Below are 21,826 nucleotides of genomic sequence, written 5' to 3' on the forward strand. Positions count from 1 at the left end.
GGAAACAATAGGGTTAGTACAAGCAAAAATCATAAGTACCTGAAAATGATCACATTATATTTGTTATATAAGATTTTTGATCTAATCTTTGCGACAAATATGATTCTTCTATGAATACCTCCTTCGAACGTAGCACTAATACAAAAGTAGATTGACTTACACCACCAGAATTAGTAAAGAAACTTGGATATTTCGATTTAGACCCATGCTGTCCATTAGATGCCCCTTTTTATCATGCCAAACAAAATTTTACGGTAGATAAAGATGGTTTATCTCAAGATTGGTTCGGTAGGGTTTATCTCAATCCGCCTTATGGCAAAGGAATGGAGTTGTGGATTGAGAAACTAAAGTTTCATGGAAACGGTATAGCACTTATTTTTGCTCGTACCGAAACAAAATGTTTTTTTGACCACATTTGGAATGCTGCAGACGCTCTACTCTTTGTCAAAGGAAGGATTCGATTTTATCATGTTTCAGGAATACAAGGGGGAACTTCTGGAGCACCTAGCGTATTTGTGGCTTATGGACAAACAAACGCTCAAGCATTAAAAAATAGCGGAATAGCTGGGAGATTTTTGTCGTTAAAATAAATCGTTAAGTTGTTGCTAACTCATAACAAATAAATTCAGCAACGTTAAATTCAGCATCAAAAATCCACGGATTTTCTTGAAGGAGCTGTATCAATGCTTCGTCTTCATGGCGTACGCCACGTACGATGCCAATCACTTGTAAATTTTCAACTTCTGAGTCATTTGGGGAGAAAGTTCGCCCTTCTGGAGAAAGAAATATATAGCTTTTTATTTCCATAGTTTTTTATAATTTCCGTTACCTAAAAACTCCAGAAGACCTTTATCTCTAAGCACTTGGAGCTGTTGTCTAATTTTATCTTTAATAAAATTATTTTCAGGATATTTCACTCTTAAAGTGTCTTCAAATTTATAAACCTCTTTTAGACTAAACTCTTGTTTATTAATCACTTCTAGGCATTTGATGAAGTCAATTATCCAGCCTTTTGAATCAATGTTTTTTCCTCTAATAAACACCATTTTATGGTACGATTCTTGGATTACTTCCTGCTGAATACATTTTGCGCCCCTCACAAAAAAAAATTTACCCGCGTCAGGTACTCTTGAAATATCAATATTACAACCTACCCATCCTGCACGCCTCGCTGTCATTGAAAGAGGTTTCCTTTGAATAATTATATCAGGGGTAAAAAAATGCTTAGGAATCATCATAAAGTCATTAACTGACCACTGTTTTGAATAGGTTAAAAAGAAGAAATTTGGATTGTTGGCTGAGTTAATTCGCTCAATCATGGTAGAGTAAGCACCATCATTGATTTTATTAGATAAAATACCTTTTTTACTTTTAAGCTCAAATTCCTCTTGACACTTATCGCAATAAAAATCAGCTACAGGCCGATTATTCTCAAATTTATTCAAATAATGATTACCACAATTAGGGCAAAATGAATTTTTATATACCCAATGTTCTGTCAATATTTTTACAATTTGTGAGTTGTTGCTATAACCTTTAGCAAGAGCAATATCTAATTGTAAATTCATCATTTGGTCATCATTTATTAAAATCTTAGCGGTTTTTTTGTTTCAAATGTAACCAAAAACCCCTCTTTGAGGCAAAGAGAGAGTGATAAATTGTTGGGACGTTGGTTTTGTTTTTGCGTTAAAAAACGCAGTTTTGAAACCAAATCGACCATTTTCGTATGAATCCTATCCAAGTCATCGCATTCGACGCCGACGATACCCTGTGGGTCAATGAACCTTTTTTTCAAGAAACCGAACGCAAATTGTGCGCTCTTTTGGAAGATTATCTGCCGCATCATACTGTATCGCAGGAGCTGTTTAAAACCCAAATCCAGAATCTACCGCTTTATGGATATGGAGTTAAAAGCTTTATTTTGAGCATGATTGAGACCTCTCTGGAAGTGTCAGACAAGACAATCAGCCTTGAGGTAATTGAAAAAATCATTGCGCTTGGTAAAGAAATGCTCCAAAAACCTATCGAACTTTTGGATGGGGTGGAAGAAGTACTGCAAACCTTGCAAGGGCGCTATCGTCTTGTGGTAGCTACCAAAGGGGACTTGCTCGACCAAGAAAGAAAATTGATAAAATCGGGCTTGGCGCATTATTTTCACCACATCGAAATTATGAGTGACAAGCGAGAAAGTGATTACCAAAAACTCCTCAAACACTTGGATATTGTGCCTGAGGAATTTTTGATGATTGGCAATTCTCTAAAATCTGACGTACTTCCTGTGTTAGCAATGGGTGGGCATGGGTTTCATATTCCGTACCACACGACTTGGGCCTATGAGCATATCGAACACAAAATCGAACATCCTCATTTCCAGAGTTTTTCTTCGTTGCGAGAGATTCTCAATCTATTGACCTAAAAGTGGCTAGCATTGGGTCATGACTTTCCAAGTTTGTAAACTTCTGCATCAGAAACTTGGAAAGTCTACTATCAGCATTTAATCGTTTTCGATGCGATAAAAACGTGCCGCATTTTCGCCCAATACTTTGGCTTGGTCAGTACTTGAAAAGCCCACATGCGTCATGTAGTCGCGCACAAGACCGATGACCTGCTCATACTCAGCCGCCACTAAGCATACTGGCCAATCCGACCCGAACAAGAGTCTATCTACTCCAAAAGCTTCAAAAACGACGTCTAAATAAGGATAAAAATCTTTTTTGGTCCAGTTTTTCCAATCGGCTTCTGTGACCATGCCCGAAACCTTACAATTCACGTGCGGATGTGATGCGAGTTCACGCATGTAGTTGGACCAAGTATTGATTTTTTGGTCTTTGATATAAGGCTTAGCAAGGTGGTCTACCACAAACGAAACGTCGGGTGCTTCGCGAACCAATTGCACCGCTGCCTTGAGTTGGGTCGGATATATCAAGATGTCGTATGAGAAATCAAACGCCGCTAGTTGGCGAATTCCTTTGATGACTTCGGGGCGAGCCAAGAAATCATCGGCTTCGGCTTGTGCCACGTGCCGAAATCCCTTTAATAATTCGTATTGTGAATAATAATCCAGTTTATCATAAAGGTTGTCGGCGCGCAAATCGACCCACCCTACTACGCCTTTTACAAAGCTGGAATGTTTTTCGGCAAGTGCCAACAAAAATAAAGTTTCGGCCTCCGATTGGTCGGCTTGTACCGCAATACAGCCATCCACGCCATTGGCGGCTAATACTGGTTGGAGGTCTTCGGGCAAAAAGTTTCGCCGAATGCGCGTCATTTGTTCGTTAATCCAAGCGTCACGCTCGGCATCATAAATCCAAAAATGTTGATGTGAATCAATTACCATTCTATTGTCTATTGTTGGTGATTTTGTATGAGGCTTTATGTTTTTTTTATTTCAGTACCTCCAATGAAGTGAGTTCAGGCCCACCACCTCTATTGCCCGAACCTGCCCCTACATATACTTTCTTTTTGTAAATGGTAGCGCCCGTCCCGTGACGACCTTTATTGAGATTAGGAAATTTTTCCCACTTCATGGTTTTAGTGTCCAAGGCTTCCACTTCTGCATGGGCTTCTACTTGACTAGCACTTTCACCGCCCAAAATAAGCAATTTGTATCCAAAAGGCACGGCGGAGTTTCCGGCCCGTTGCGTGGGCAGGTTGAGGCTTTCGGGCAGGGTTGTCCATGTATTGGTTTTAAAATCAAAGACATCCACGGCGGGTTCGGTCAGGTTCAAGACTTGGTTGATACGCGCTGTAGAGCGGCGACCACCCGCCACATAAAGTTTATCGTCGATGACTGCCACCGATACGTGGTCGCGTACATGGGGTGCATCGGGGAGTTTGCGCCAGGTATTGGTTTTGGGGTTGTATTCGTCGAGCCAGCCTACATGGCCATCATAATGGCCGTCCTGAATCCCGCAGACCAAATAAAGCTTGTCTTTATAAACCACCGAGCCTGCGGCACCCCGAAGTCGGTCAGCAGGAATAGCAGGCCCTTTGCGCCATTCATCTTTGACAGGATTGAAGATATATATGTTAGGAATGGGGATTTCGTGGGGATAATTACCCATAAACGCCCCCATGACATAAGCTTCGTTTTTGTATTCAATAGCCTGAAAATGATGCATTTCGAGGGGAGGAGAAGTCATTTGTCGCCATGTGTTGGTTTCGGGATTGTACTCATCCACGGGTCGCGTGCCACGCCCACCAATAAGATAGAGTTTATCCGCTACTTTGGTGAAGGCATTTTCGTGCCTAGCCGTACAGCTTGTGCTTGATTGAACAGTCTCCCAGGGGGCTTGGGCCTGCGCTACGGCAACGACCATGCAGCTCATTCCAAATAAAGCAAAAGTAAGTTTCATAGTTTATAAAAATAGCTATTGTTAAAACCTGTACAGGGTTTATTTTTACTCAGTACCTACAGTTATTCAAGACTTTCTAAGTTTAAGTTATTGTGAAAACAAACTAAGAAAGTCTTTCTTTAGCCCTCACTTACGACTGAACTCCAAATCTTGGAAGTCAAAACTAAAATCGGTCAAAGGCGAAATCGCCTGCATTTTGATGCCAGAGGCTTTACCAGTATTGTCGAGATCAAACATCACATAAGCGTCGGCATCCATGCTACGTTCGTTCCATTTTACGATAAATGTATTGCCTTTGTACGGAAAAAGTTCGCCCGTCAATTGGAAAGAGCGTTTGGAATCAAACCACATTTTGCCATTTTTGACCGAAATCACCACTTCACCAAACCACTTATCTTCATAGCTCCCTACGTACAAATTAGGGTCAACTTTGGCAGTATTATTTTTTTGCTGGGCTTCGATATCTTTCCAGATTTCGGTGGTTATTTTCTTGGCTTCGGCTTCATTTTTCAAAACGCGCTCGTGGTTTTCTTTGACACGGTCGATACCCTTGATTCCCAAATAACTATCCTTGATGGTATTGGTAATGGCCGTAAAAGCCGCCCCTGATTGTTGATTGGTAAAGACAATAATACCTAATTTGAGTTCAGGCAGAAGTGTCACCTGAGTTACAATCCCCGCCAAGCCTCCTGTATGCGTAGCTTGCTTATAGCCTCTAACATCGCTCAAAAACCACCCCAAACCATAACCTGAAAAGTGAGTATTATAAACTGAACTTCCTCTTACTGGGATAATCGTCTGTGGTGTCCACATTTCCTCGTGTACGGTTTTGCTAAAAAGCTGTTTGTTGCCGTCATACTTACCACCGTTCATTTGCATCATAATCCACTTACTCATATCGGAGATATTGCTATAAATTCCTCCTGCGGCATTGGCTACTTCACTCCAATCTCGACGGATCACTTTCACGGTTCCCTCCACTGGTGCGTGAGGGTCTATTACATTTGATTTGTCTTTGAGCCGCTTAAACGAAGCTGCCGTTTGGGTCATTTTGAGAGGTTGCAAAATGCGACTTTCGATAAACTCCTCCCAACTCATCCCCGATACTCTCGTCACTACTTCGCCGGCTACAATGTAGAGGAGATTGTCATAATCGTATTTGGTACGAAAACCAGAGACAGGTTTTAGGTATCGTAGATTATGAATGATGTCTTTTAAAATAAAGTTATTCTGGTCAGGCCAAAACATCAAATCACCTGCTCCTAATCCCAATCCACTACGGTGGGTAAGTAAGTCTCTTACCGTAAACTCCTCTGTTACATAGGGATTATACATTTTAAACTCAGGAATCACGTCGGTTACTTTGGTATCCCAACTGAGCTTTTTTTCGTCTATCAACATCCCTAAGGCTGCCGCCGTAAATGCTTTGCTGTTGGAAGCAATCCCAAATAAGGTATTTTCATCGACTTTTTGTTGGGTATTGAGCGACCGCACGCCATATCCTTTGGCATGAATCACTTTATCATCTTTGACAACCGCTACGGCGATACCTGGCACATCAAAGGTTTTCAAGGTTTTTTCGACCAAGGCATCAATTTCGGTAGACGAAATGACTTGTGCACGTAGCACTACTGTATATAATAGAAGAGATAGAAGGAATGTGAATTTTTTCATGGTTTTTGGGTAGCTGACAAGCGAAGAATATAGATTTAAGTGAATAAATTAAAAGCCATAACCTCAAAAGCATTTTTGAGAATATTTTTACAAAATAAGCATTTTCTGCGAGGTCTTTCTGTTTAGATACCCAGCAAAAGCACTTTTTGGTATATAATTATTGTGATTTAGAGAATAAAAAAACCATTTGATAACTTTTTAAAAGAACATAATTAAATTCTACACTTAGATTACTTTAGGGGTTTTAAGTAATGTTAACCCGCCTAAGTTAACAACTTTTATTAAAACCAACCTCTACTAAATTTATCTCACTATTATGATTCGCTCTAAGTTTATCATTTCTCCTATTATTGTTTTAGGGTATAGTTTTCTTTTGTATTTCATGCTTGATGGATTGTTAGAATTCATTGATTATGTAGGTAATGAAGACCAATCGACGTTGGGTATTCCTAATAATACGTGGCTATTTTACTTCAAGGTAACAGCTATTTTTTTGATGATTGTATTAATGATACTTCGAAACCCCAAAAAAGCTTTACAAAATAGTCTGTTAATGTTTACTTCCATTTTTATTACCCTATCAATACTTGAAATCACTTGCAAACTTATCCTTAATTCTCAGGTTCCTGTAAACGCCAAAGATATTGCCCAAAGTAGTCCGCTTGCGTCAGCAGGTTGTTCTCATTTAGGTCCCGACTACACCAACGTATATCGCTTAGACAATCAACTTGGAATTCTCCCCAAAGCCTCACAAACTTTTCATTGGCGCAAAACTTGCGACAACCAATACGACATTTATAATGTAACATTCAGCACCGACTCTTTCTCACGACGAATAACTCCCCCTAGTAATAACAATACTAACAAATATGCTTTATTTTTTGGCTGTTCTTTTACATTCGGCGAAGGGCTACAAGACTATCAAACCCTCCCCTTCTTCTTTCAAGATTTAAAGCCTCAATTCAAATCCTATAATTATGCATTTAATTCATTTACAACCACGCACATGCTTGCTCATTTGAATCGGCCTGATTTTAGGAGAGAGATCACTGAAAAAGAAGGGGTCGCCTTTTATGTATTTTATGAAGGACACATTGATCGCAATATACCATCGATGAGTTGGGGGCGTTCGTGGAATGGCAACTACTTGGTTTATGATAAAAATAGTACTCCCAAAACAACAGTGATTGCTCAATCACGTCCCATTAAATATTGGCTTTTTAACAAAGCAAAAGATATGGCATTAATCAATCTTTTTAAGATAGATTATCCCCTTAAAATAACCAAGCAACACACTCTCAAAACAGCAGATATCATAGAAGACGCTTATCATACTTATGTTCAGAAGTTTGATAATAATAATTTTTTCGTACTTGTATACCCTGGTTCACAATTACCTGTTTTAGTAAAACAGCGTCTTCAATGCTTAAACATAAAAATACTTGAGTATACTGAGCTTTTTTCTATAAAAAATATAGAATATTGGATAAAATACGACGGCCACCCTAACGAACTAGCAAATCGAAGAGTAGCCGAAGAAATAATCAAAGATTTAGGGGAAAATTTATAAAAATAGCCTCTACATTTTTTTATCCAACCGCCTAATTTCCCTAATGACGTTTTTCAAGAACACTTTCCCTTTTTCATCAAAAGGCTGACGGGTATCTTCTTCGTAAAATTCGTAGCTAATTCTGCCCTTCTCATCACTTTCTACAATGAGTAGCTGCCCGTTTTTGTCATAACTCAAGTAGGAATTGGGAGGCATTGTTTGGATAGCCGTACCTGCTTCATTGAAGACAATTCCGCGTGAAAACCTAATAACGGTTTGGCTAAAATCACTACCTTCTTTAATAGTAGTCATTGGTTCGCCCTTGTATTTGAGCCATTTCATGCTGGCTTTTTCACGTTCGCCACAGGCAGCTAGTGAGAGCATCAAAACAAAAAATAATATCTTTTTCATGACTATGAGATTTTTATATTGCTACTATACAATACAAAGATATATGCAATTGTCAATATTATGCAATACAAGGTACTATGTTTTAATAATACAAATTGATAAAAGGCCAATAAATCAGATAAGCGGGTTATTTTAGGTGAATTGGCTTAGAGGTATGGGATTTTGTTTTTCATCTAACACTACCATTTCTGCCAAATAGCCTGGGGTAATTTTACCATACTGCGCGTCGATTCCGAGATGCGTAGCCGGATAGAGCGAAGCCATCCTAAAAACTTCATCTTTCGGAATCCCTACTTTGTGAATACAGTTTCTGACGGCGTCGAGCAGGGTAATCGCCGAACCTGCTAGGTTGCCGTCGTCGTTGAGGAGGCGTTTACCGTCATAGTTGGCCGTAAAATCTTCAAATCGAAATTGCATAGGTTGTATTTTGGCGAGCGTGGCGTCGGAGATTAGAAACAAACGCTCTGCCATCAATTGTTTCGCAATACGTACAGTTGCAAAATCGCAATGATAACCATCCACAATGATACTTGCATGAGCCGTGGGAGTATCCCAAATCGCCGCCACTACGCCAGGCTCACGGCTCTCAAAAGGCCTCATGGCATTGTAGAGGTGGGTAGCTAAATGAATGCCACTTTCAAAGTATGTTTTAGACTGGGTATAGGTCGCATTGGTATGGCCCAAAGACAGTATAAAGTGGCTTTCTTGTAGGAGATGTAAAAGCTCCTCTGGCCAAATCTCGGGCGCGATTGTCATCATAGTGGTCAACCCTTCAGCTCGAGCGATGATTTCGACTATTTCAGCTTTGGTAGGAATCCTCACTTCTTTGGCACTATGAGCACCTCTTTTGGCAAAATTGATGAAAGGCCCTTCTATATGCAACCCTACGACGCCTTTTTTGCCAGAAGCTATGTAGGTTTTTGTAACATCGATGGCTTTTAGGATACGCTCATGGGAAGTCGAATACAAAGTGGGTACAATAGCTACCGTACCATCGCCGCCGTGGGTATCGACCATATCTTGCAAAGACTCTTCTGATAAATCGCGCACAAAAAAGCCTTGCGAACCTCCATATAGCTGCAAATCCACAAAGCCCGGAATGAGGTCATGCCCTTGTAAGTCAATGATACGCAAATCTTCAGGAAGGAGGTCTGGAGAGACTATTTCTTTAATAAGTTCATTTTCAACGACAACCGCTTGATTTTCTACTATTTCGTCGCCAGTATAAATTGTACAATTGGTAAGTGCGTACATAGGTAACATGATTTTTTTGGGAACTTCCCGAAAGATGTAGAACTTTCGGGAAGTTTTTAGAAGGAATGATGAATAAAATTTGGCTCTCTTCTCCGCACTTAAGCGGTCATGAACAAAAATACGTACAAGAGGCTTTTGCCACGAATTGGGTAGCCCCTCTTGGTCCTAATATCAATGGCTTTGAAGAAGACCTTTGTAGCTATGTAGGAGTAGCGCACGCCACTGCTCTATCGTCAGGCACAGCGGCTTTGCATTTGGCATTGGTCATGCTGGGAGTAGGTGCGGGCGACGTGGTTCTTTGTCAATCCTTTACTTTTGCGGCCTCTGCCAATCCAATCGTATATTTAGGAGGTACGCCAGTTTTTGTAGATTCCGAAACCCACACATGGAATCTATGCCCTGATGCCCTTGAAACGGCGATTAAAGACCAAAAGAGACAAGGAAAACAAATCAAGGCGGTGATAGCGGTACATCTTTATGGTATGCCAGCCCAACTGCACGAAATTTTAGACATATGTAATCGCTACGATATAGCGTTGATTGAGGATGCCGCCGAAGCACTTGGCTCTACTTATGCAGGAAAAAAACTGGGGAGTTTCGGCAAATTGAATGTACTTTCCTTCAACGGCAACAAAATCATTACTACCTCAGGCGGCGGAGCTTTGCTATCTGATGATGAACAATTTATTCAAAAATCGAAGTTTCTAGCTACGCAAGCCCGCGATGATGCGCCCCATTATCAGCATTCGGAGATTGGGTACAATTACCGCCTTAGCAACATCTGCGCCGGAATCGGACGCGGGCAAATGGAGGTCATTGAGGAGCGCGTAGCTCAAAGACGCGCCAATTTTGACTATTATGTAAAAGCATTATCGTTTATTGAAGGCATCAGTTTTCAGCCCGAAGCCGCAGGAAGTTTTTCTAACCGATGGCTGAGTTGTATTATTATTAATCCACTACAGACAGGGGGCATCACTCGTGAAAACGTGCGTCTTGCTCTTGCGGCCAAAAACATTGAAGCCCGTCCTCTTTGGAAACCCATGCACTTGCAGCCTGTTTTTGAAAAAGCTTCCTTTTATGGACAAAACGTGGCCGAAAATTTATTCGACCACGGGCTTTGCTTGCCATCGGGCTCCAATCTTACTTCCACTGAGTTGGAGCAGATAGTGGAGGTTATTCAAGGTTGTTTTCAATAATAATCCATAGGGTCCTCGGCTACGCGGGTATTGTCGTGCCAAGTATTCATTTGGGCCATATCTTCCGGTGAAATTTCAAAATCAAAAACATCAAGATTGGCAACCAAACGGCTCTTTGTCACAGACTTAGGAATCGTAACCGCCCCTTGCTGCAATGACCATTTAATCAATACTTGAAACGTACTTTTGCCGTATTTTTCGGCGATTGCAATCAAGCGCGTATCTCCTGACTTTAGTCCTCTTACCAGCGAAGCATAGCCTTCAACTTGGATACCTCGCGCCCGACAATACTCAAGTTCTTGAGGGAGATAACAATAAGGACTCAATTCAAATTGATTGACTGCCGGAACTAAATCCGTATGCGGCCACAGTTCTTCAAAGTGCGGCGCATAATAATTAGAGACCCCCACTGCTCTTGCACGGCCTTCGGCGTATATTTTTTCCAAGGCTTTCCAAGTCTGAATACGATGCTCTCTTACTGGCCAATGAATAAGATATAAATCTACGTAGTCGGTTTGGAGTTTACGGAGACTTTCGTCAAAAGCCTTGAGCGTAGATTCATAACCTTGGTCTGCGTTCCAGACTTTGGTAGTCAGGAAGATTTCATCACGAGCGATATTGCTATCGCGCATTGCTTGCCCTACTTCACGTTCGTTTTTATAAATTGTCGCTGTATCGAGCAGCCGATAGCCCACCTCCAACGCCCACAATACGGCTTGTCGAATATCATTGTCGGGCTGTGGGTCATAAATCCCCAAACCTAATTGGGGCATTTGAATTCCATTATTAAGAGTAACGTAAGGGATCATGATTATGAAAAAAGCTATTAGTTAAACGCTAATACATGCACTATACCGTGCTGTTAATATACGTGTTATCAGGATAGAATGTTCCTGCGGTGTTGCAACAACCAAAACTATTATTAAAATTGCATTCAAAAGTGACATTTTTTATTCGTTACAGTCAAGATAGGAAACTTATCTTTGAATCTATTCTTTAGACTTATTTCAACTACTTATGAGAATGCTCCCACGCTTCCTTCTCTTTCCAGTTCTGGTCGGTGTAGTAATGCTACAATCTTGTTCTCGCAATCCCGTAACAGGCAAGCGAGAAATCATTTTGATGTCAACTGACCAAGAAATTGCCCTTGGCCAACAGTCGCACCCGTCTATTGTGGCTTCTATGGGCTTGTATGAAGACAAAAAACTGCAAAGTTTTATTTCTGAAAAAGGAATGGCAATGGCCAAAATTTCGCACCGTCCTGACCTTCCTTACCAATTCAATATCATCGACTCACCCGTAGTGAATGCCTTTGCGGTGCCGGGTGGCTATGTGTATTTTACGCGTGGTATTATGGCGCACTTCAACAATGAAGCCGAATTTGCAGGCGTACTCGGCCACGAAATTGGCCACGTAACTGCTCGCCACTCTGCCCGTCAACAAACCAGTCAGATTTTGGGGACGGTAGGGCTGATTGCTGGAATGGTAATTTCGCCTAAACTCGCTCAATTTGGAGAGCAAGCCATGCAAGGGCTACAATTGTTGATGCTTAGTTATAGCCGCGCCCACGAGTCAGAATCTGATAAAATCGGGGTAGAATATTCAAGCAAAATCGGATACGATGCCCACCAAATGGCTAATTTCTTTGGTACAATCAAACGCATCTCCGACAATGCAGGGCAGTCGATTCCTAATATTATGTCAACTCACCCCGACCCCGGTGACCGCTTCAACAACGTTCACCAAATGGCCAAAGAATACCAGACTGCACAGCCCAAAAACTACGCCGTCAATCGGGATAGCTATTTGCAGATGATTAACGGAATCGTGTATGGCGAAGATCCTAAACAGGGTTTTGTGGAAAACAACGTGTTTTATCATCCTGAACTACGTTTTCAATTTCCGACGCCTGCGGGATGGCAGACCCAAAATTCTCCAGCGCAGTTTGTAATGGCGCCCAAAGACGGCAAAGCCGAAATGATTTTGATGCTTGCAGGTACCAACCTCGACTCTGCGGCACAAAACATACAAAAACAATTTAATTTGAAAGTATTGGAAAGTGCTCGTCGTACCATCAATGGCAATCAGGCGATTGTGCTTGTATCACAGCAGCAGCCTCAACAGCAACAACAAGGCCAACCACAACAGCAGCAAACCCCCGCCAATACGGTGCAAGTAGGCTCATGGTTGATTCGCTACAACGGCATGGTTTATGCCATTCATGGCGTAACAACGGCTGATATTTTCACTACGTTGTTTCCTACTTTCAAAAACACCGCCGAAAATTTCCGTATGCTTACTGATCCCGATAAGATCAATCGCAAACCCGAACGGATTTTTGTAAAGACGGTTCCTCGCGATGGCTCTTTTAAAGACATAATGACTACTTTAGGAATGCCTGCCAATCGCATCGAAGAGCTAGGAGTAGTCAATAGCATGAAAGCCGATGACCAAGTAAAACGTGGCACCTTGATTAAGGTAATTGGGAAATAAAAATTGAATTTTCCAAAGAAACGTTATCCTTAGAAATTGTTCAAGGATAACGTTTCTTTGTTTTACCCCAAAGTAAAACGCTTACCGGGCAGCGACCGAACGTAGCCTTGAAGTTCTAAATTGAGTAATAAATTGGCTAGTTTTCCGGGGGCAATCTGACTTTCCCACGTCAAATCATCAATCGACATTTCTCCTTTTTTTCGAAGCAAAGCCACTACTTGCGTTTCTTCTTGCGTAAAGTGCTCGGGTATAATAATCTCCCCCTTTGAAAGCTCTTTTCCTTCTTGCCAGCTTAGAGCAGCGAGAAAATCTTCCACTCCCGTATAAATTTGGGCTTTGTGAGTGCTGATGAGTTTATTGCATCCTACCGAATAGGAATTGGTGAGATTTCCGGGTACTGCAAATACATCCCGATTATAATTGTTGGCATATTCTGCCGTGATAAGTGCGCCTCCTTTATCGGCAGCTTCTACTACCACAATAGCATCCGTCACTCCTGCAATAATACGATTACGAGCCGGGAAACGCATAAAATCAGGTTTAGTACCGAGAGGATATTCGGTCAAAATACCGCCTTGCTGCTGCATCTCTTGGGCGGTTTTGGCATGAGTACCTGGATAAACGATGTCTATTCCAGTAGCCATTACACCTATGGTAGGTACTTGGTATTTGATACAAGCCCGATGTGCCATGATGTCGATGCCATAGGCCAGCCCACTCACCACCGTGATGCCTTTTCCTGCCAACCCTTCTATGAGCTGTTCCGTTATATTTTTACCATAATCGGTGGCTTTTCGAGTACCTACAATACCTACAAAATGTCCTTTATTCAAATCAATATTGCCTTTTCCGAAAAGAACAACTGGCGCTTCATAAAGAGATTTAAAACGCTGAGGATAATCAGCATCCGTAAAAAAATAAACTTGGACACCCGCTTGTTGAAGTTTTGTAAGTTCTATTTCTGCTTCTCGAAGTCCTCCTTTGCTTAGTATGACCCGAGCAATACTCTCTCCTACTCCTTGAACACGGATGAGAGATTTAAAATTAGCTTCAAATACCTTTTGAGCAGTACCAAAATTGGCAATTAAATGTCGAATCAAAACTCCACCCAAACCGGGCGTCAAATGCAAGCCTAATTGAAAAAGGCGTTCGTTCATACTTTTGTTTTTGAATGGTTATTGGGATGATATACTTGCAGATTATAAAACTTTTCTAATCTGCGTATTTAGAGTTTTCCATAACCTTTCCGAAACCTTAATGCTTCTTGCCGCCTAAATATTGACAATTGACGAGGGAGTCAATTCCCTCATACAATACGGGCGCCTTTTCATATTCATAAGCTACGCTGAGAGGGCGAGTGTGGTTGTTGTCGCCCATGGCTACGTCTACATCATGCATCGTAAACTGACAGGGATGTTCATAGCCACATGCTATCGAAATTTCCAGAATCTCTTTGGTGAGGGTTTTGGCATAATTATAAAAACGTTCGCTCTTGAGAGTGGGGTCAAGTCCTGCTTGTAGCCATTTACTTTGAGTAGCTACTCCCGCAGGACAATGGTTGGTATGACACAATTGTGCTTGAATACACCCAATCGACATCATTGCTTCGCGAGCCACGTTGATAATATCAACTCCCATCGCAAAAGCCATAATGGCCTGCGCAGGTAAACCCAACTTACCCGAACCTATGAAGGTGACTCGGTCAGTAAGACCATGTTTCTTGAAAATCTTATACACACTCGAAAAACCATACACCCAAGGTAGAGCCACGTGATCGGCAAAAGACGGTGGAGCGGCTCCTGTGCCCCCTTCTCCTCCATCGATAGTAATAAAATCAGGCCCTACCCCCGTTTTGACCATCAGTGTCGCTAGCTCTTCCCACATTTCGAGTTTCCCCACTGCTGCTTTGATACCCACCGGAAGCCCCGTTGCCGCAGCCATTGCTTCTATAAACTCCAACATTTCGGGCAAATCTGAGAAAGCACTGTGCGCAGCGGGCGAAATCACATCTCTTCCCATAGGCACATGTCGTATATCGGCAATTTCTTGGGTGATTTTGGCGGCAGGTAGTACGCCCCCTTTTCCCGGTTTCGCTCCTTGCGACAATTTCAGCTCAAGCATCCGAATACTTGGATTTTTTTGGGTTAATTTTATCAATTTCTCCATGACAAAATTTCCTTCATCATCGCGTAGGCCAAAATAAGCCGTGCCAATATTGAGTACCACATCCGCTCCTTTGTCATGATAAGGTGAAAATCCTCCTTCACCTGTGTTGTGATAACAACCAAATTTGGCCGCACCTTCATTGAATGCCGTAATCGCCGAGGCCGACAATGACCCAAAGCTCATGCCAGAAATATTGATGACTTGTTTGGGACGATAGGGCCTTTTGCGGTTGTGTGTCAAGCCTATCACTTTAGGAGCGGGCAATACATAAGGATTTTCACGATATGGGTGATTTTTGGGAAGTCGTTTGGTCAATAAAGCTGGTTTGATAAAAATAAATCCCGCCGTATTGACATCTTGGTCGGTACCAAAGCCCTGAAAGTTGTTTTCTCGCTTGGAAGAAGCATAAATCCACGAACGTTGGCGACGATTAAAGGGCAGTTCTTCGCGGTTGTTGGCCACAATATACTGACGCAACTCCGGCCCTACCGTTTCGAGCCAATACCGAAAATGCCCAATCACGGGAAAATTATGCAAAATGGTATGTTTTTTTTGGGTAATATCATACACTGCTACCGCAATCAAAACTACCACTAACATTACTATCATCCAGCCCCAAGCCGGCAAAGTTGTTATCCAATCCATACAAAGGTTCAGTTATTTTTATTCAAAATTTCAAAACAAATCTCCCCAATTTCGCCTAACATTTTTTCAGCTTCTTCCACCTTAGTATCTCGTATAAATACCGAAATCACAAAAGGTACTTCACCAAAAACAATCCCCGCATCCCCTCTTACATAAGCCAAACCGCCAGTTTTATGGGCGATTTTGATGTGTTTTGGAATAAGTCGTGGAAGAGTCAGCGTATCCTGATTTTCATATAAAAAACCCATCATACGCTCACACAACATGGGCGTAGCTACTTTTTGGTGATAAATAAGCCTCAAAAGGGTATTGATATCACGGCAGGTGACATAGTTATCAATACCTCGAGCCACCGCAGCGGTATCCATCATCAGCCGGTTGAGCTGTAAACTTTCTAGCCCCAAACTTCTGCTACGTTGGTTGATATTCTCTCTTCCCACTTTTCGGATGATAACATTGGTTGCCGTATTGTCACTTGCAATCATCATAAGCCTAGCAAGCTCGTCGATACTCATTTCCTCACCAGCCATGCGTTTAGAAAGGACGCCAGAGCCCCCCACTTTGTCACTATCGGCGAGTATATATTTATCTTCTAATTGAAAACGTCCCGTTTTTACTTGCTCCATCAATTCTACTAAAATCGGAATTTTGATGACACTCGCAGAAGGTACCATTTCTTGAGGTTGCTGACTGAAATAAACGTGTCCGTCCAAAGATTCAACTTGGATATTGATGCGCATTTTGGAGGAAAAAGACATAAGATACGTCTCAAGCGGCGCAAAATCGGGCTTTTGTTGGCCTTTTATTTCATAAAAAAGAAGCATAAAACCAAACAATACTATCCAGTAACGCATAAGGGGGAGGGTTTGGGGCGACAACTTACACAGAGCCAACAAAAAAATCAAGCATGCCCCTAAAGCTTTAATTATAAAAACAGAATAATTAGGACTAGTTTTCGGGTTTCAGTCGTTTTATTTTTTTCGTTATTTCAAAAGACTTATGACAATTAGCAAGTTTATATATATTTTTACCAACCACCTTTTATTTACTACTCACCATGAAAATCATCAACATCCTTTTTTTGTCAGTTGGGCTTTCTCTCACAAGCATCGCCCAACAAATCAACGCAACTACCCGCGATGCTATCAATCGTGAAGGGCTCGCAGTGATGGCCGCTACCAATACAAGTCTTGCTTTTTTTGATATTAAAGGTCCCAAAGGAGGAGTGGTTGGTGATTCTTACCTAGATTCAACTTGGACACTAGGTAGCGTCAAATTATTTCAAAAGATAGGTGCTCCCGGACGCGAAGGCGACAGTATCGCTAATATACCTTTACGCCTAGATTTATATACCAACGAGTTAGAACTCAAAGCCAATGATGCCAAAGATATTAGAGCTGTCAAGGGCAATCAGATTCGTTTTTTTACCCTAGAATCTCCCCAACGGCGTATCTTTCTAAACGCCAAAAGTTTCCGAAGTGAAGACAACCTTCAAGGTTTTGTGGAATTAGTGGCAGGCGGACGAATCTCACTTGTAGAGTTTACTAAACTAAATATCATCAAACCCAACTACAACGAAGCGCTCTCGGTAGGCAGCAAAGACACAAAACTCGTCAAAACAAGCCAATACTATGTAGTCAAAGGCAATACACTGTTTCCACTGACGACCTCTAAGAAAAAAGTATTGGATGCCCTTGCCGACCGGGCCGATGATGTTGAGAAATTCATCAAATCCAATAGCCTCAATCTCAAATCTCGTACCAATTTGGCCAAGGTCTTTGAGTATTACAACAACTTATAACGCCCTACAATCGGATAATGATCCGAGTATTTGACCTCACTAAATGTCTGAAAATCCAATGATTCAAATTTTTTAGAGTCAAAAAACTGGTTATCAATCCGAATAAATTTAGGCGCATTTTTATACGAAAAACCAAAGCCCCGACCTGCTTCTTCAAAAGCATTGGACAAACGTTTACGGACCTGTCCATAAGCATAGTTGTAGGGGGTTTCGTTGAAGTCGCCACAAACCATCACAGGATGTGGGCTTTGGTTAATCCATTCCATGAGTTGTTCGACTTCTTTTTCATGGTGAATAAAGCCTCTTTTAAGCTTACCTAATACTTTACGGGTTTCGGATTTTCCTTGTTGATAATCTTTCCCTTTATAGGCTTCTTTGATTCCGCCAAAGCGGACAATCATGGAGCGAAGATGTACATTGATCACCCTGATTGTGTCTTTTTCAATCTTAATATCGGCATATACCATTCCATTCTGATTGTCAAATACTTGGCTTTTACTCTTTACAATTGGATATTTCGACAAAATTACCAACCCAAAGTAATTATGCTCATTTTGATTGGGACTTCCATAAAGGGAGGCGTGGTAGGGGTGATTGACTGCCTTAAATTGATTTAAGGTATTGAAATACTCACTTTTACTGTTGTTATAAAATTCTTGTAAACATTTGATATCTACCTCTTTACTCCTAGTCCAAGCTATCAGATTCCGCGCATTAGAAAGTTCTTTTTGATTTAAATACCCTCCCACATCAAAAGACATGACATTGTAACTCATCACCGAAATTTCGTTTTCTGATGGCTCAGGAGCTGAGTGCCAACCAAAAGTACGGGGCCAAAAAGGGAAACTCAACAGTAAACCTACGACGGGTAGTAGGGCATTGCGAGGTTTGAAAAAAAGCCAAAAAAGGCAAAACCCTAAATGAATCAATAGTACGATAGGTAAAGATATCATCAAAAAACCCACCAGCCAATGCCCCGAAAATGCAAAATATACCAACGCATATATCAGCAATGTATATCCTAAAAATAGTTGGTATAATCGAGTAAAAAATGAGGTTTTGAATTTCATCGGGCAAAATGGGAGTTAAAAAGTCTATATTCTAGTTACAAAGTAAACACTTCTCAGTTGATAAATCGTATGATAGAAAACGTAAAAAATGTCACCCTATTTTCCCAAAATAAAGAATAGAAAGAGGGCTTTTTATTTCTAAAAAATGGATTTAATCTCCTCAAAGCACGATTCTTACAAAATTTGTCAGGGTAGAAAGCCCCCCCTTGTATCTTATTATCAAGAAGATAAAAGCCTGTCAAAGCCCGAGGGAAGAGTCAGGTTTGCATTGAACCACTATTATTCAAGCTAAATATTAATAATGAAAAAGTTATTTGCGATGGGAGCTTTTATGGCTCTTCTGAGTGTTGGACTGATTCCAAGTGTATCGGCACAAAAAAACAACTGGACTCCTCTTTTTGACGGAAAAACCCTCAAAGGCTGGAAACAGCTCAATGGCCAAGCCAAGTATGAAGTGCAAAATGGCGTGATTGTCGGTACGGCAGTTCCTAATACTCCCAATTCCTTTTTGACTACCGAAAAAGATTACGGCGATTTCATTTTTGAATGTGAGGTAAATGTCGATGAAGGTCTCAACTCGGGAATTCAGTTTCGGTCATTATCAAAACCTGACTACAACAATGGGCGTGTGCATGGCTATCAAATGGAAATCGACGCCAGTGACCGTGACTATTCGGGGGGCATCTATGACGAAGCACGCCGTGGATGGCTATATGTACCCGATGCCAATCCCAAATCAAAAGGGGTATTTTTACGTAACAACCAATGGAACAAATACCGCATTGAAGCCATTGGAAACAGCCTTCGTACTTTTGTGAATGGAGTCGAGATTTCGCATGTAATCGACGATTTGACCCCAAGCGGCTTTATTTGCTTGCAAGTTCACTCCATAGGCAATCGCGCCAATGAAGCTGGAAAGCAAGTTCGCTGGAAAAATGTACGCATTCAAACTACCAATTTGCAGCCTTCGCCTGCCAGTGATATTCGTATCGAAAACTGGATGGTCAACAATATCTCGGAAGCCGAAAAAGCACAAGGCTATCGTTTGTTGTGGGACGGTCAGACTACCAAAGGCTGGCGTGGCGCTTACAAAACAGAATTTCCCAAAAGTGGCTGGAACATCAAAGATGGTGTTTTGACGGTCGATAAAGGCGACGGTGGCGAATCTACCAACGGCGGCGATATCATTACTACTGACGAATTTGGCGCTTTCGAACTTACATTTCAATTTAAGCTTACCGAAGGTGCCAACTCGGGCGTAAAATACTTTGTACGCGAGTTGCTCCAATATACCCACGAGTTCAAACCCGGCCAACCGATGGTTGTACCTGCCGAACATGCCCAAAAAGGTTCGGCGATTGGTTTAGAGTTTCAGGTATTGGATGATGCCAAGCACCCTGACGCCAAAATGGGCGCGGGCGGAAATCGTACCATTGGCTCGCTATATGACCTCATTCCGGCCGACAAAGTAGGTGCCAGAAAAAATTCAATCAAAAAGATTGGCGATTGGAACATGGGGCGTATTGTGGTCTACCCCAACAACCGCGTGGAGCATTACCTCAACGGCTACAAAGTAGTAGAATACACCCGAAACTCAGACTTTTTCAAGGCCCTCGTTCAGCGCAGTAAATATGCCGTATGGGGCGACAAATTTGGTTCGGCCGAAAAAGGCCCCATCTTACTCCAAGACCACGGCGATGTAGTCAGCTATCGGAGTATCAAGATTAGGGAGCTAAAATAGCCTAACCCTCCTTTTTTGGAGTATCATTAAATAACGTTCATTTTTGTAAGCAATCATTACCTAATTTTCAACTTAGCATATTCACTTATATCATGGAAAGACGTGACTTTATCAAAAAATCAGTACTAGCAAGTGCCGCAACTGCTATGTCGGCTACTAGCTATTCAAAAATCATCGGAGCCAACGACCGCGTACGCGTGGGAGTAGTGGGATTCTCTGATCGCCACCGTGCTTCGCACGTAGGGCCTTTCAAGGAATTGTCTAAAAAAATGAACTTTGAAATGACGGCACTTTCCGACATCTGGAATCGTCGCCGCGAAGAAGGGAAAGCATTTTTGGATAAACAATTGGGCGGAGACGTAAAAGTATTCCGTAACAACGAAGAAATGTATGATGCACGCATCGTAGATGCGGTGTTTTTGAGTACTGCTGATTTCCAACACGCCCTCCATACCATTGAAGCAGTAAAAGCAGGCTGTGATGTATATGCCGAAAAGCCCCTAGCCGAAACTATGGAAGACAACCGCGCCGTGTTGAAAGCCGTGAAATCATCTGGCAAAATTGTGCAGATTGGCTCACAACGCCGTAGCGGCGCCAACTATTGGGCAGCCGATGAATTTATCAAATCGGGCAAGTTTGGGCCTATTGTGATGGTAGAATTGATGTGGAACGTCAATCAGCCTGGCCGCTGGCGCCGCACCGAACTTACCAAAACCCTCAAAGAATCGGATGTAGATTGGGTACGCTATCAGCTCAATCGTCCCAAGACAGCCTTCGATGCTCGCAAATACCTCGAATATCGTCTTTTCTGGCCTTATTCGTCAGGGATTCCGGGCCAATGGATGAGTCACCAAATCGATACTGTACACTGGTTTAGTGGCTTGCCTCACCCACGCTCGGCGGTTGCCAATGGCGGTATTTATCAATGGAAAGACGGTCGTACCAACGCCGATACGCTTACAGTAGTGTTTGACTATGGCCCACTCAACGACCCTACCTCGGGTTTTCAAGTACAGTTTACGAGCCGTTTCTCTAACTCTGCTGGCGAAACCAAAGAGCTTTATTATTCAAACGGAGGGATGATTAACCTTGACACCAACGAAATCAGCGATACGGGAGGCTTGCGCGAGCGCGAAGCCAAAGCCATGGGGCTAAGTGCCAATTTGCTCAAACCTATGAAATTAGAAGGAGTAAAAGTAGCAACTGATGCCAACACTGGCGGAGATGAACTCACTTTCAATCACATCAAAAACTGGATGGAATGCGTTCGTAGTCGCAAGCAGCCCAATGCTCCAATCGAGGCAGGTTATCAGCATTCGATTGCGACGATTATGGCCAATGCCGCTTACCGCACAGGGCAGCGTGTTACTTTTGATGAAAAAAGTCAGGAAGTATTGGCGGGAGGCAAACCGTTTAAATACTAGAAATTTGATATTTACAAAAAATAGGCGGTTCTTGTGGGAGCCGCCTA

The 21,826-nt window shown here is 42.0% G+C and carries 19 protein-coding genes and 1 pseudogene; 8 read left to right on the forward strand and 12 right to left on the reverse strand.

Annotated features, from left to right (window positions below):
* Positions 1-188: 188 nt before the first annotated feature.
* Positions 189-590: pseudogene (locus P1X15_RS20800) on the forward strand (DNA N-6-adenine-methyltransferase); the annotation flags it as partial.
* A gap of 4 nt (positions 591-594) precedes the next feature.
* Here P1X15_RS20800 and P1X15_RS20805 read toward each other — a convergent pair.
* Together P1X15_RS20805 and P1X15_RS20810 are read right to left on the reverse strand one after the other, a co-directional pair.
* Positions 595-807: a hypothetical protein gene (locus tag P1X15_RS20805; RefSeq protein WP_277340061.1), complete on the reverse strand. Its 213-nt coding sequence runs from the start codon at positions 805-807 to the stop codon at positions 595-597.
* Positions 798-1,571: a DpnI domain-containing protein gene (locus tag P1X15_RS20810; protein WP_277340062.1), complete on the reverse strand. Its 774-nt coding sequence runs from the start codon at positions 1,569-1,571 to the stop codon at positions 798-800. Before P1X15_RS20810 ends, P1X15_RS20805 begins: the two co-directional genes overlap by 10 nt.
* A gap of 155 nt (positions 1,572-1,726) precedes the next feature.
* Between P1X15_RS20810 and P1X15_RS20815 the strand changes: the two genes are divergently transcribed.
* Entirely contained in the window at positions 1,727-2,416 is a 690-nt protein-coding gene (locus P1X15_RS20815) for an HAD family hydrolase (protein ID WP_277340063.1), read from the forward strand.
* Between the two features lie 78 nt (positions 2,417-2,494).
* On the opposite strand, the gene P1X15_RS20820 is transcribed toward P1X15_RS20815, so the two are convergent.
* From P1X15_RS20820 to P1X15_RS20830, 3 genes are all read right to left on the reverse strand, one after another.
* Positions 2,495-3,337 (reverse strand): amidohydrolase, encoded by an 843-nt coding sequence (locus tag P1X15_RS20820; RefSeq protein WP_277340064.1) that lies wholly within the window; start codon positions 3,335-3,337, stop codon positions 2,495-2,497.
* A gap of 46 nt (positions 3,338-3,383) precedes the next feature.
* Positions 3,384-4,355 carry a kelch repeat-containing protein gene (locus P1X15_RS20825; protein WP_277340065.1) on the reverse strand — a complete coding sequence of 324 codons (972 nt, stop codon included), beginning with the start codon at positions 4,353-4,355 and terminating at the stop codon, positions 3,384-3,386.
* Positions 4,356-4,481: 126 nt separating this feature from the next.
* Positions 4,482-6,029, reverse strand: a complete 1,548-nt coding sequence (locus tag P1X15_RS20830) for a serine hydrolase (RefSeq protein WP_277340066.1) — start codon at positions 6,027-6,029, stop codon at positions 4,482-4,484.
* Positions 6,030-6,345: 316 nt separating this feature from the next.
* Here P1X15_RS20830 and P1X15_RS20835 point away from each other — a divergent pair, with 316 nt between their 5' ends.
* On the forward strand, positions 6,346-7,599 hold the full coding sequence (locus P1X15_RS20835; RefSeq protein ID WP_277340067.1) for a hypothetical protein: 1,254 nt from the start codon (positions 6,346-6,348) through the stop codon (positions 7,597-7,599).
* A gap of 9 nt (positions 7,600-7,608) precedes the next feature.
* Here P1X15_RS20835 and P1X15_RS20840 read toward each other — a convergent pair whose 3' ends face one another.
* Together P1X15_RS20840 and nagA are read right to left on the reverse strand one after the other, a co-directional pair.
* Positions 7,609-7,989, reverse strand: coding sequence for a hypothetical protein (locus P1X15_RS20840; protein ID WP_277340068.1), 381 nt, complete (start codon positions 7,987-7,989; stop codon positions 7,609-7,611).
* 132 nt (positions 7,990-8,121) lie between these two features.
* Positions 8,122-9,252: an N-acetylglucosamine-6-phosphate deacetylase gene (gene nagA, locus P1X15_RS20845; protein ID WP_277340069.1), complete on the reverse strand. Its 1,131-nt coding sequence runs from the start codon at positions 9,250-9,252 to the stop codon at positions 8,122-8,124.
* Positions 9,253-9,308: 56 nt separating this feature from the next.
* Here nagA and P1X15_RS20850 point away from each other — a divergent pair, with 56 nt between their 5' ends.
* The gene (locus tag P1X15_RS20850; RefSeq protein WP_277340070.1) at positions 9,309-10,439 is read left to right on the forward strand and encodes an aminotransferase class I/II-fold pyridoxal phosphate-dependent enzyme; all 1,131 of its coding nucleotides are present in this window, start codon (positions 9,309-9,311) and stop codon (positions 10,437-10,439) included.
* Here P1X15_RS20850 and P1X15_RS20855 read toward each other — a convergent pair.
* Positions 10,433-11,248 carry an aldo/keto reductase gene (locus tag P1X15_RS20855; protein ID WP_277340071.1) on the reverse strand — a complete coding sequence of 272 codons (816 nt, stop codon included), beginning with the start codon at positions 11,246-11,248 and terminating at the stop codon, positions 10,433-10,435. The genes P1X15_RS20850 and P1X15_RS20855 overlap by 7 nt on opposite strands.
* A 208-nt stretch (positions 11,249-11,456) precedes the next feature.
* Here P1X15_RS20855 and P1X15_RS20860 point away from each other — a divergent pair, with 208 nt between their 5' ends.
* Positions 11,457-12,932, forward strand: coding sequence for a M48 family metalloprotease (locus P1X15_RS20860; RefSeq protein ID WP_277340072.1), 1,476 nt, complete (start codon positions 11,457-11,459; stop codon positions 12,930-12,932).
* A gap of 62 nt (positions 12,933-12,994) precedes the next feature.
* Here P1X15_RS20860 and dprA read toward each other — a convergent pair whose 3' ends face one another.
* The 3 genes from dprA to P1X15_RS20875 form a co-directional block, all read right to left on the reverse strand.
* Entirely contained in the window at positions 12,995-14,089 is a 1,095-nt protein-coding gene (gene dprA, locus P1X15_RS20865; protein ID WP_277340073.1) for a DNA-processing protein DprA, read from the reverse strand.
* 97 nt (positions 14,090-14,186) lie between these two features.
* A complete protein-coding gene (locus tag P1X15_RS20870; protein WP_277340074.1) occupies positions 14,187-15,743 on the reverse strand; it encodes an FMN-binding glutamate synthase family protein in 1,557 nt (518 codons plus the stop codon).
* Positions 15,744-15,751: 8 nt separating this feature from the next.
* Entirely contained in the window at positions 15,752-16,597 is an 846-nt protein-coding gene (locus P1X15_RS20875; protein WP_277340075.1) for a serine hydrolase, read from the reverse strand.
* 203 nt (positions 16,598-16,800) lie between these two features.
* Here P1X15_RS20875 and P1X15_RS20880 point away from each other — a divergent pair, with 203 nt between their 5' ends.
* A complete protein-coding gene (locus P1X15_RS20880) occupies positions 16,801-17,544 on the forward strand; it encodes a hypothetical protein (RefSeq protein WP_277340076.1) in 744 nt (247 codons plus the stop codon).
* Here the strand turns inward: P1X15_RS20880 and P1X15_RS20885 are convergent.
* A complete protein-coding gene (locus P1X15_RS20885; protein ID WP_277340077.1) occupies positions 17,529-18,614 on the reverse strand; it encodes an endonuclease/exonuclease/phosphatase family protein in 1,086 nt (361 codons plus the stop codon). The genes P1X15_RS20880 and P1X15_RS20885 overlap by 16 nt on opposite strands.
* A 301-nt stretch (positions 18,615-18,915) precedes the next feature.
* On the opposite strand from P1X15_RS20885, the gene P1X15_RS20890 reads away from it, so the two are divergent.
* A complete protein-coding gene (locus P1X15_RS20890; protein ID WP_277340078.1) occupies positions 18,916-20,355 on the forward strand; it encodes a DUF1080 domain-containing protein in 1,440 nt (479 codons plus the stop codon).
* Positions 20,356-20,444: 89 nt separating this feature from the next.
* On the forward strand, positions 20,445-21,779 hold the full coding sequence (locus P1X15_RS20895; RefSeq protein WP_277340159.1) for a Gfo/Idh/MocA family protein: 1,335 nt from the start codon (positions 20,445-20,447) through the stop codon (positions 21,777-21,779).
* Positions 21,780-21,826: the final 47 nt, after the last annotated feature.

The sequence above is a fragment of the Runella sp. MFBS21 genome, assembly GCF_029433105.1.
In the GTDB taxonomy this organism is placed as follows: Bacteria; Bacteroidota; Bacteroidia; order Cytophagales; family Spirosomataceae; genus Runella.

Excerpts from the sequence above, each read along its gene's own strand:
- P1X15_RS20805 (WP_277340061.1), bottom strand. The coding sequence starts at position 807 with ATGGAAATAAAAAGCTATATATTTCTTTCTCCAGAAGGGCGAACTTTC.
- P1X15_RS20810 (WP_277340062.1), bottom strand. The coding sequence starts at position 1,571 with ATGATGAATTTACAATTAGATATTGCTCTTGCTAAAGGTTATAGCAAC.
- P1X15_RS20815 (WP_277340063.1), top strand. The coding sequence starts at position 1,727 with ATGAATCCTATCCAAGTCATCGCATTCGACGCCGACGATACCCTGTGG.
- P1X15_RS20820 (WP_277340064.1), bottom strand. The coding sequence starts at position 3,337 with ATGGTAATTGATTCACATCAACATTTTTGGATTTATGATGCCGAGCGT.
- P1X15_RS20825 (WP_277340065.1), bottom strand. The coding sequence starts at position 4,355 with ATGAAACTTACTTTTGCTTTATTTGGAATGAGCTGCATGGTCGTTGCC.
- P1X15_RS20830 (WP_277340066.1), bottom strand. The coding sequence starts at position 6,029 with ATGAAAAAATTCACATTCCTTCTATCTCTTCTATTATATACAGTAGTG.
- P1X15_RS20835 (WP_277340067.1), top strand. The coding sequence starts at position 6,346 with ATGATTCGCTCTAAGTTTATCATTTCTCCTATTATTGTTTTAGGGTAT.
- P1X15_RS20840 (WP_277340068.1), bottom strand. The coding sequence starts at position 7,989 with ATGAAAAAGATATTATTTTTTGTTTTGATGCTCTCACTAGCTGCCTGT.
- nagA (WP_277340069.1), bottom strand. The coding sequence starts at position 9,252 with ATGTTACCTATGTACGCACTTACCAATTGTACAATTTATACTGGCGAC.
- P1X15_RS20850 (WP_277340070.1), top strand. The coding sequence starts at position 9,309 with ATGATGAATAAAATTTGGCTCTCTTCTCCGCACTTAAGCGGTCATGAA.
- P1X15_RS20855 (WP_277340071.1), bottom strand. The coding sequence starts at position 11,248 with ATGATCCCTTACGTTACTCTTAATAATGGAATTCAAATGCCCCAATTA.
- P1X15_RS20860 (WP_277340072.1), top strand. The coding sequence starts at position 11,457 with ATGAGAATGCTCCCACGCTTCCTTCTCTTTCCAGTTCTGGTCGGTGTA.
- dprA (WP_277340073.1), bottom strand. The coding sequence starts at position 14,089 with ATGAACGAACGCCTTTTTCAATTAGGCTTGCATTTGACGCCCGGTTTG.
- P1X15_RS20870 (WP_277340074.1), bottom strand. The coding sequence starts at position 15,743 with ATGGATTGGATAACAACTTTGCCGGCTTGGGGCTGGATGATAGTAATG.
- P1X15_RS20875 (WP_277340075.1), bottom strand. The coding sequence starts at position 16,597 with ATGCGTTACTGGATAGTATTGTTTGGTTTTATGCTTCTTTTTTATGAA.
- P1X15_RS20880 (WP_277340076.1), top strand. The coding sequence starts at position 16,801 with ATGAAAATCATCAACATCCTTTTTTTGTCAGTTGGGCTTTCTCTCACA.
- P1X15_RS20885 (WP_277340077.1), bottom strand. The coding sequence starts at position 18,614 with ATGAAATTCAAAACCTCATTTTTTACTCGATTATACCAACTATTTTTA.
- P1X15_RS20890 (WP_277340078.1), top strand. The coding sequence starts at position 18,916 with ATGAAAAAGTTATTTGCGATGGGAGCTTTTATGGCTCTTCTGAGTGTT.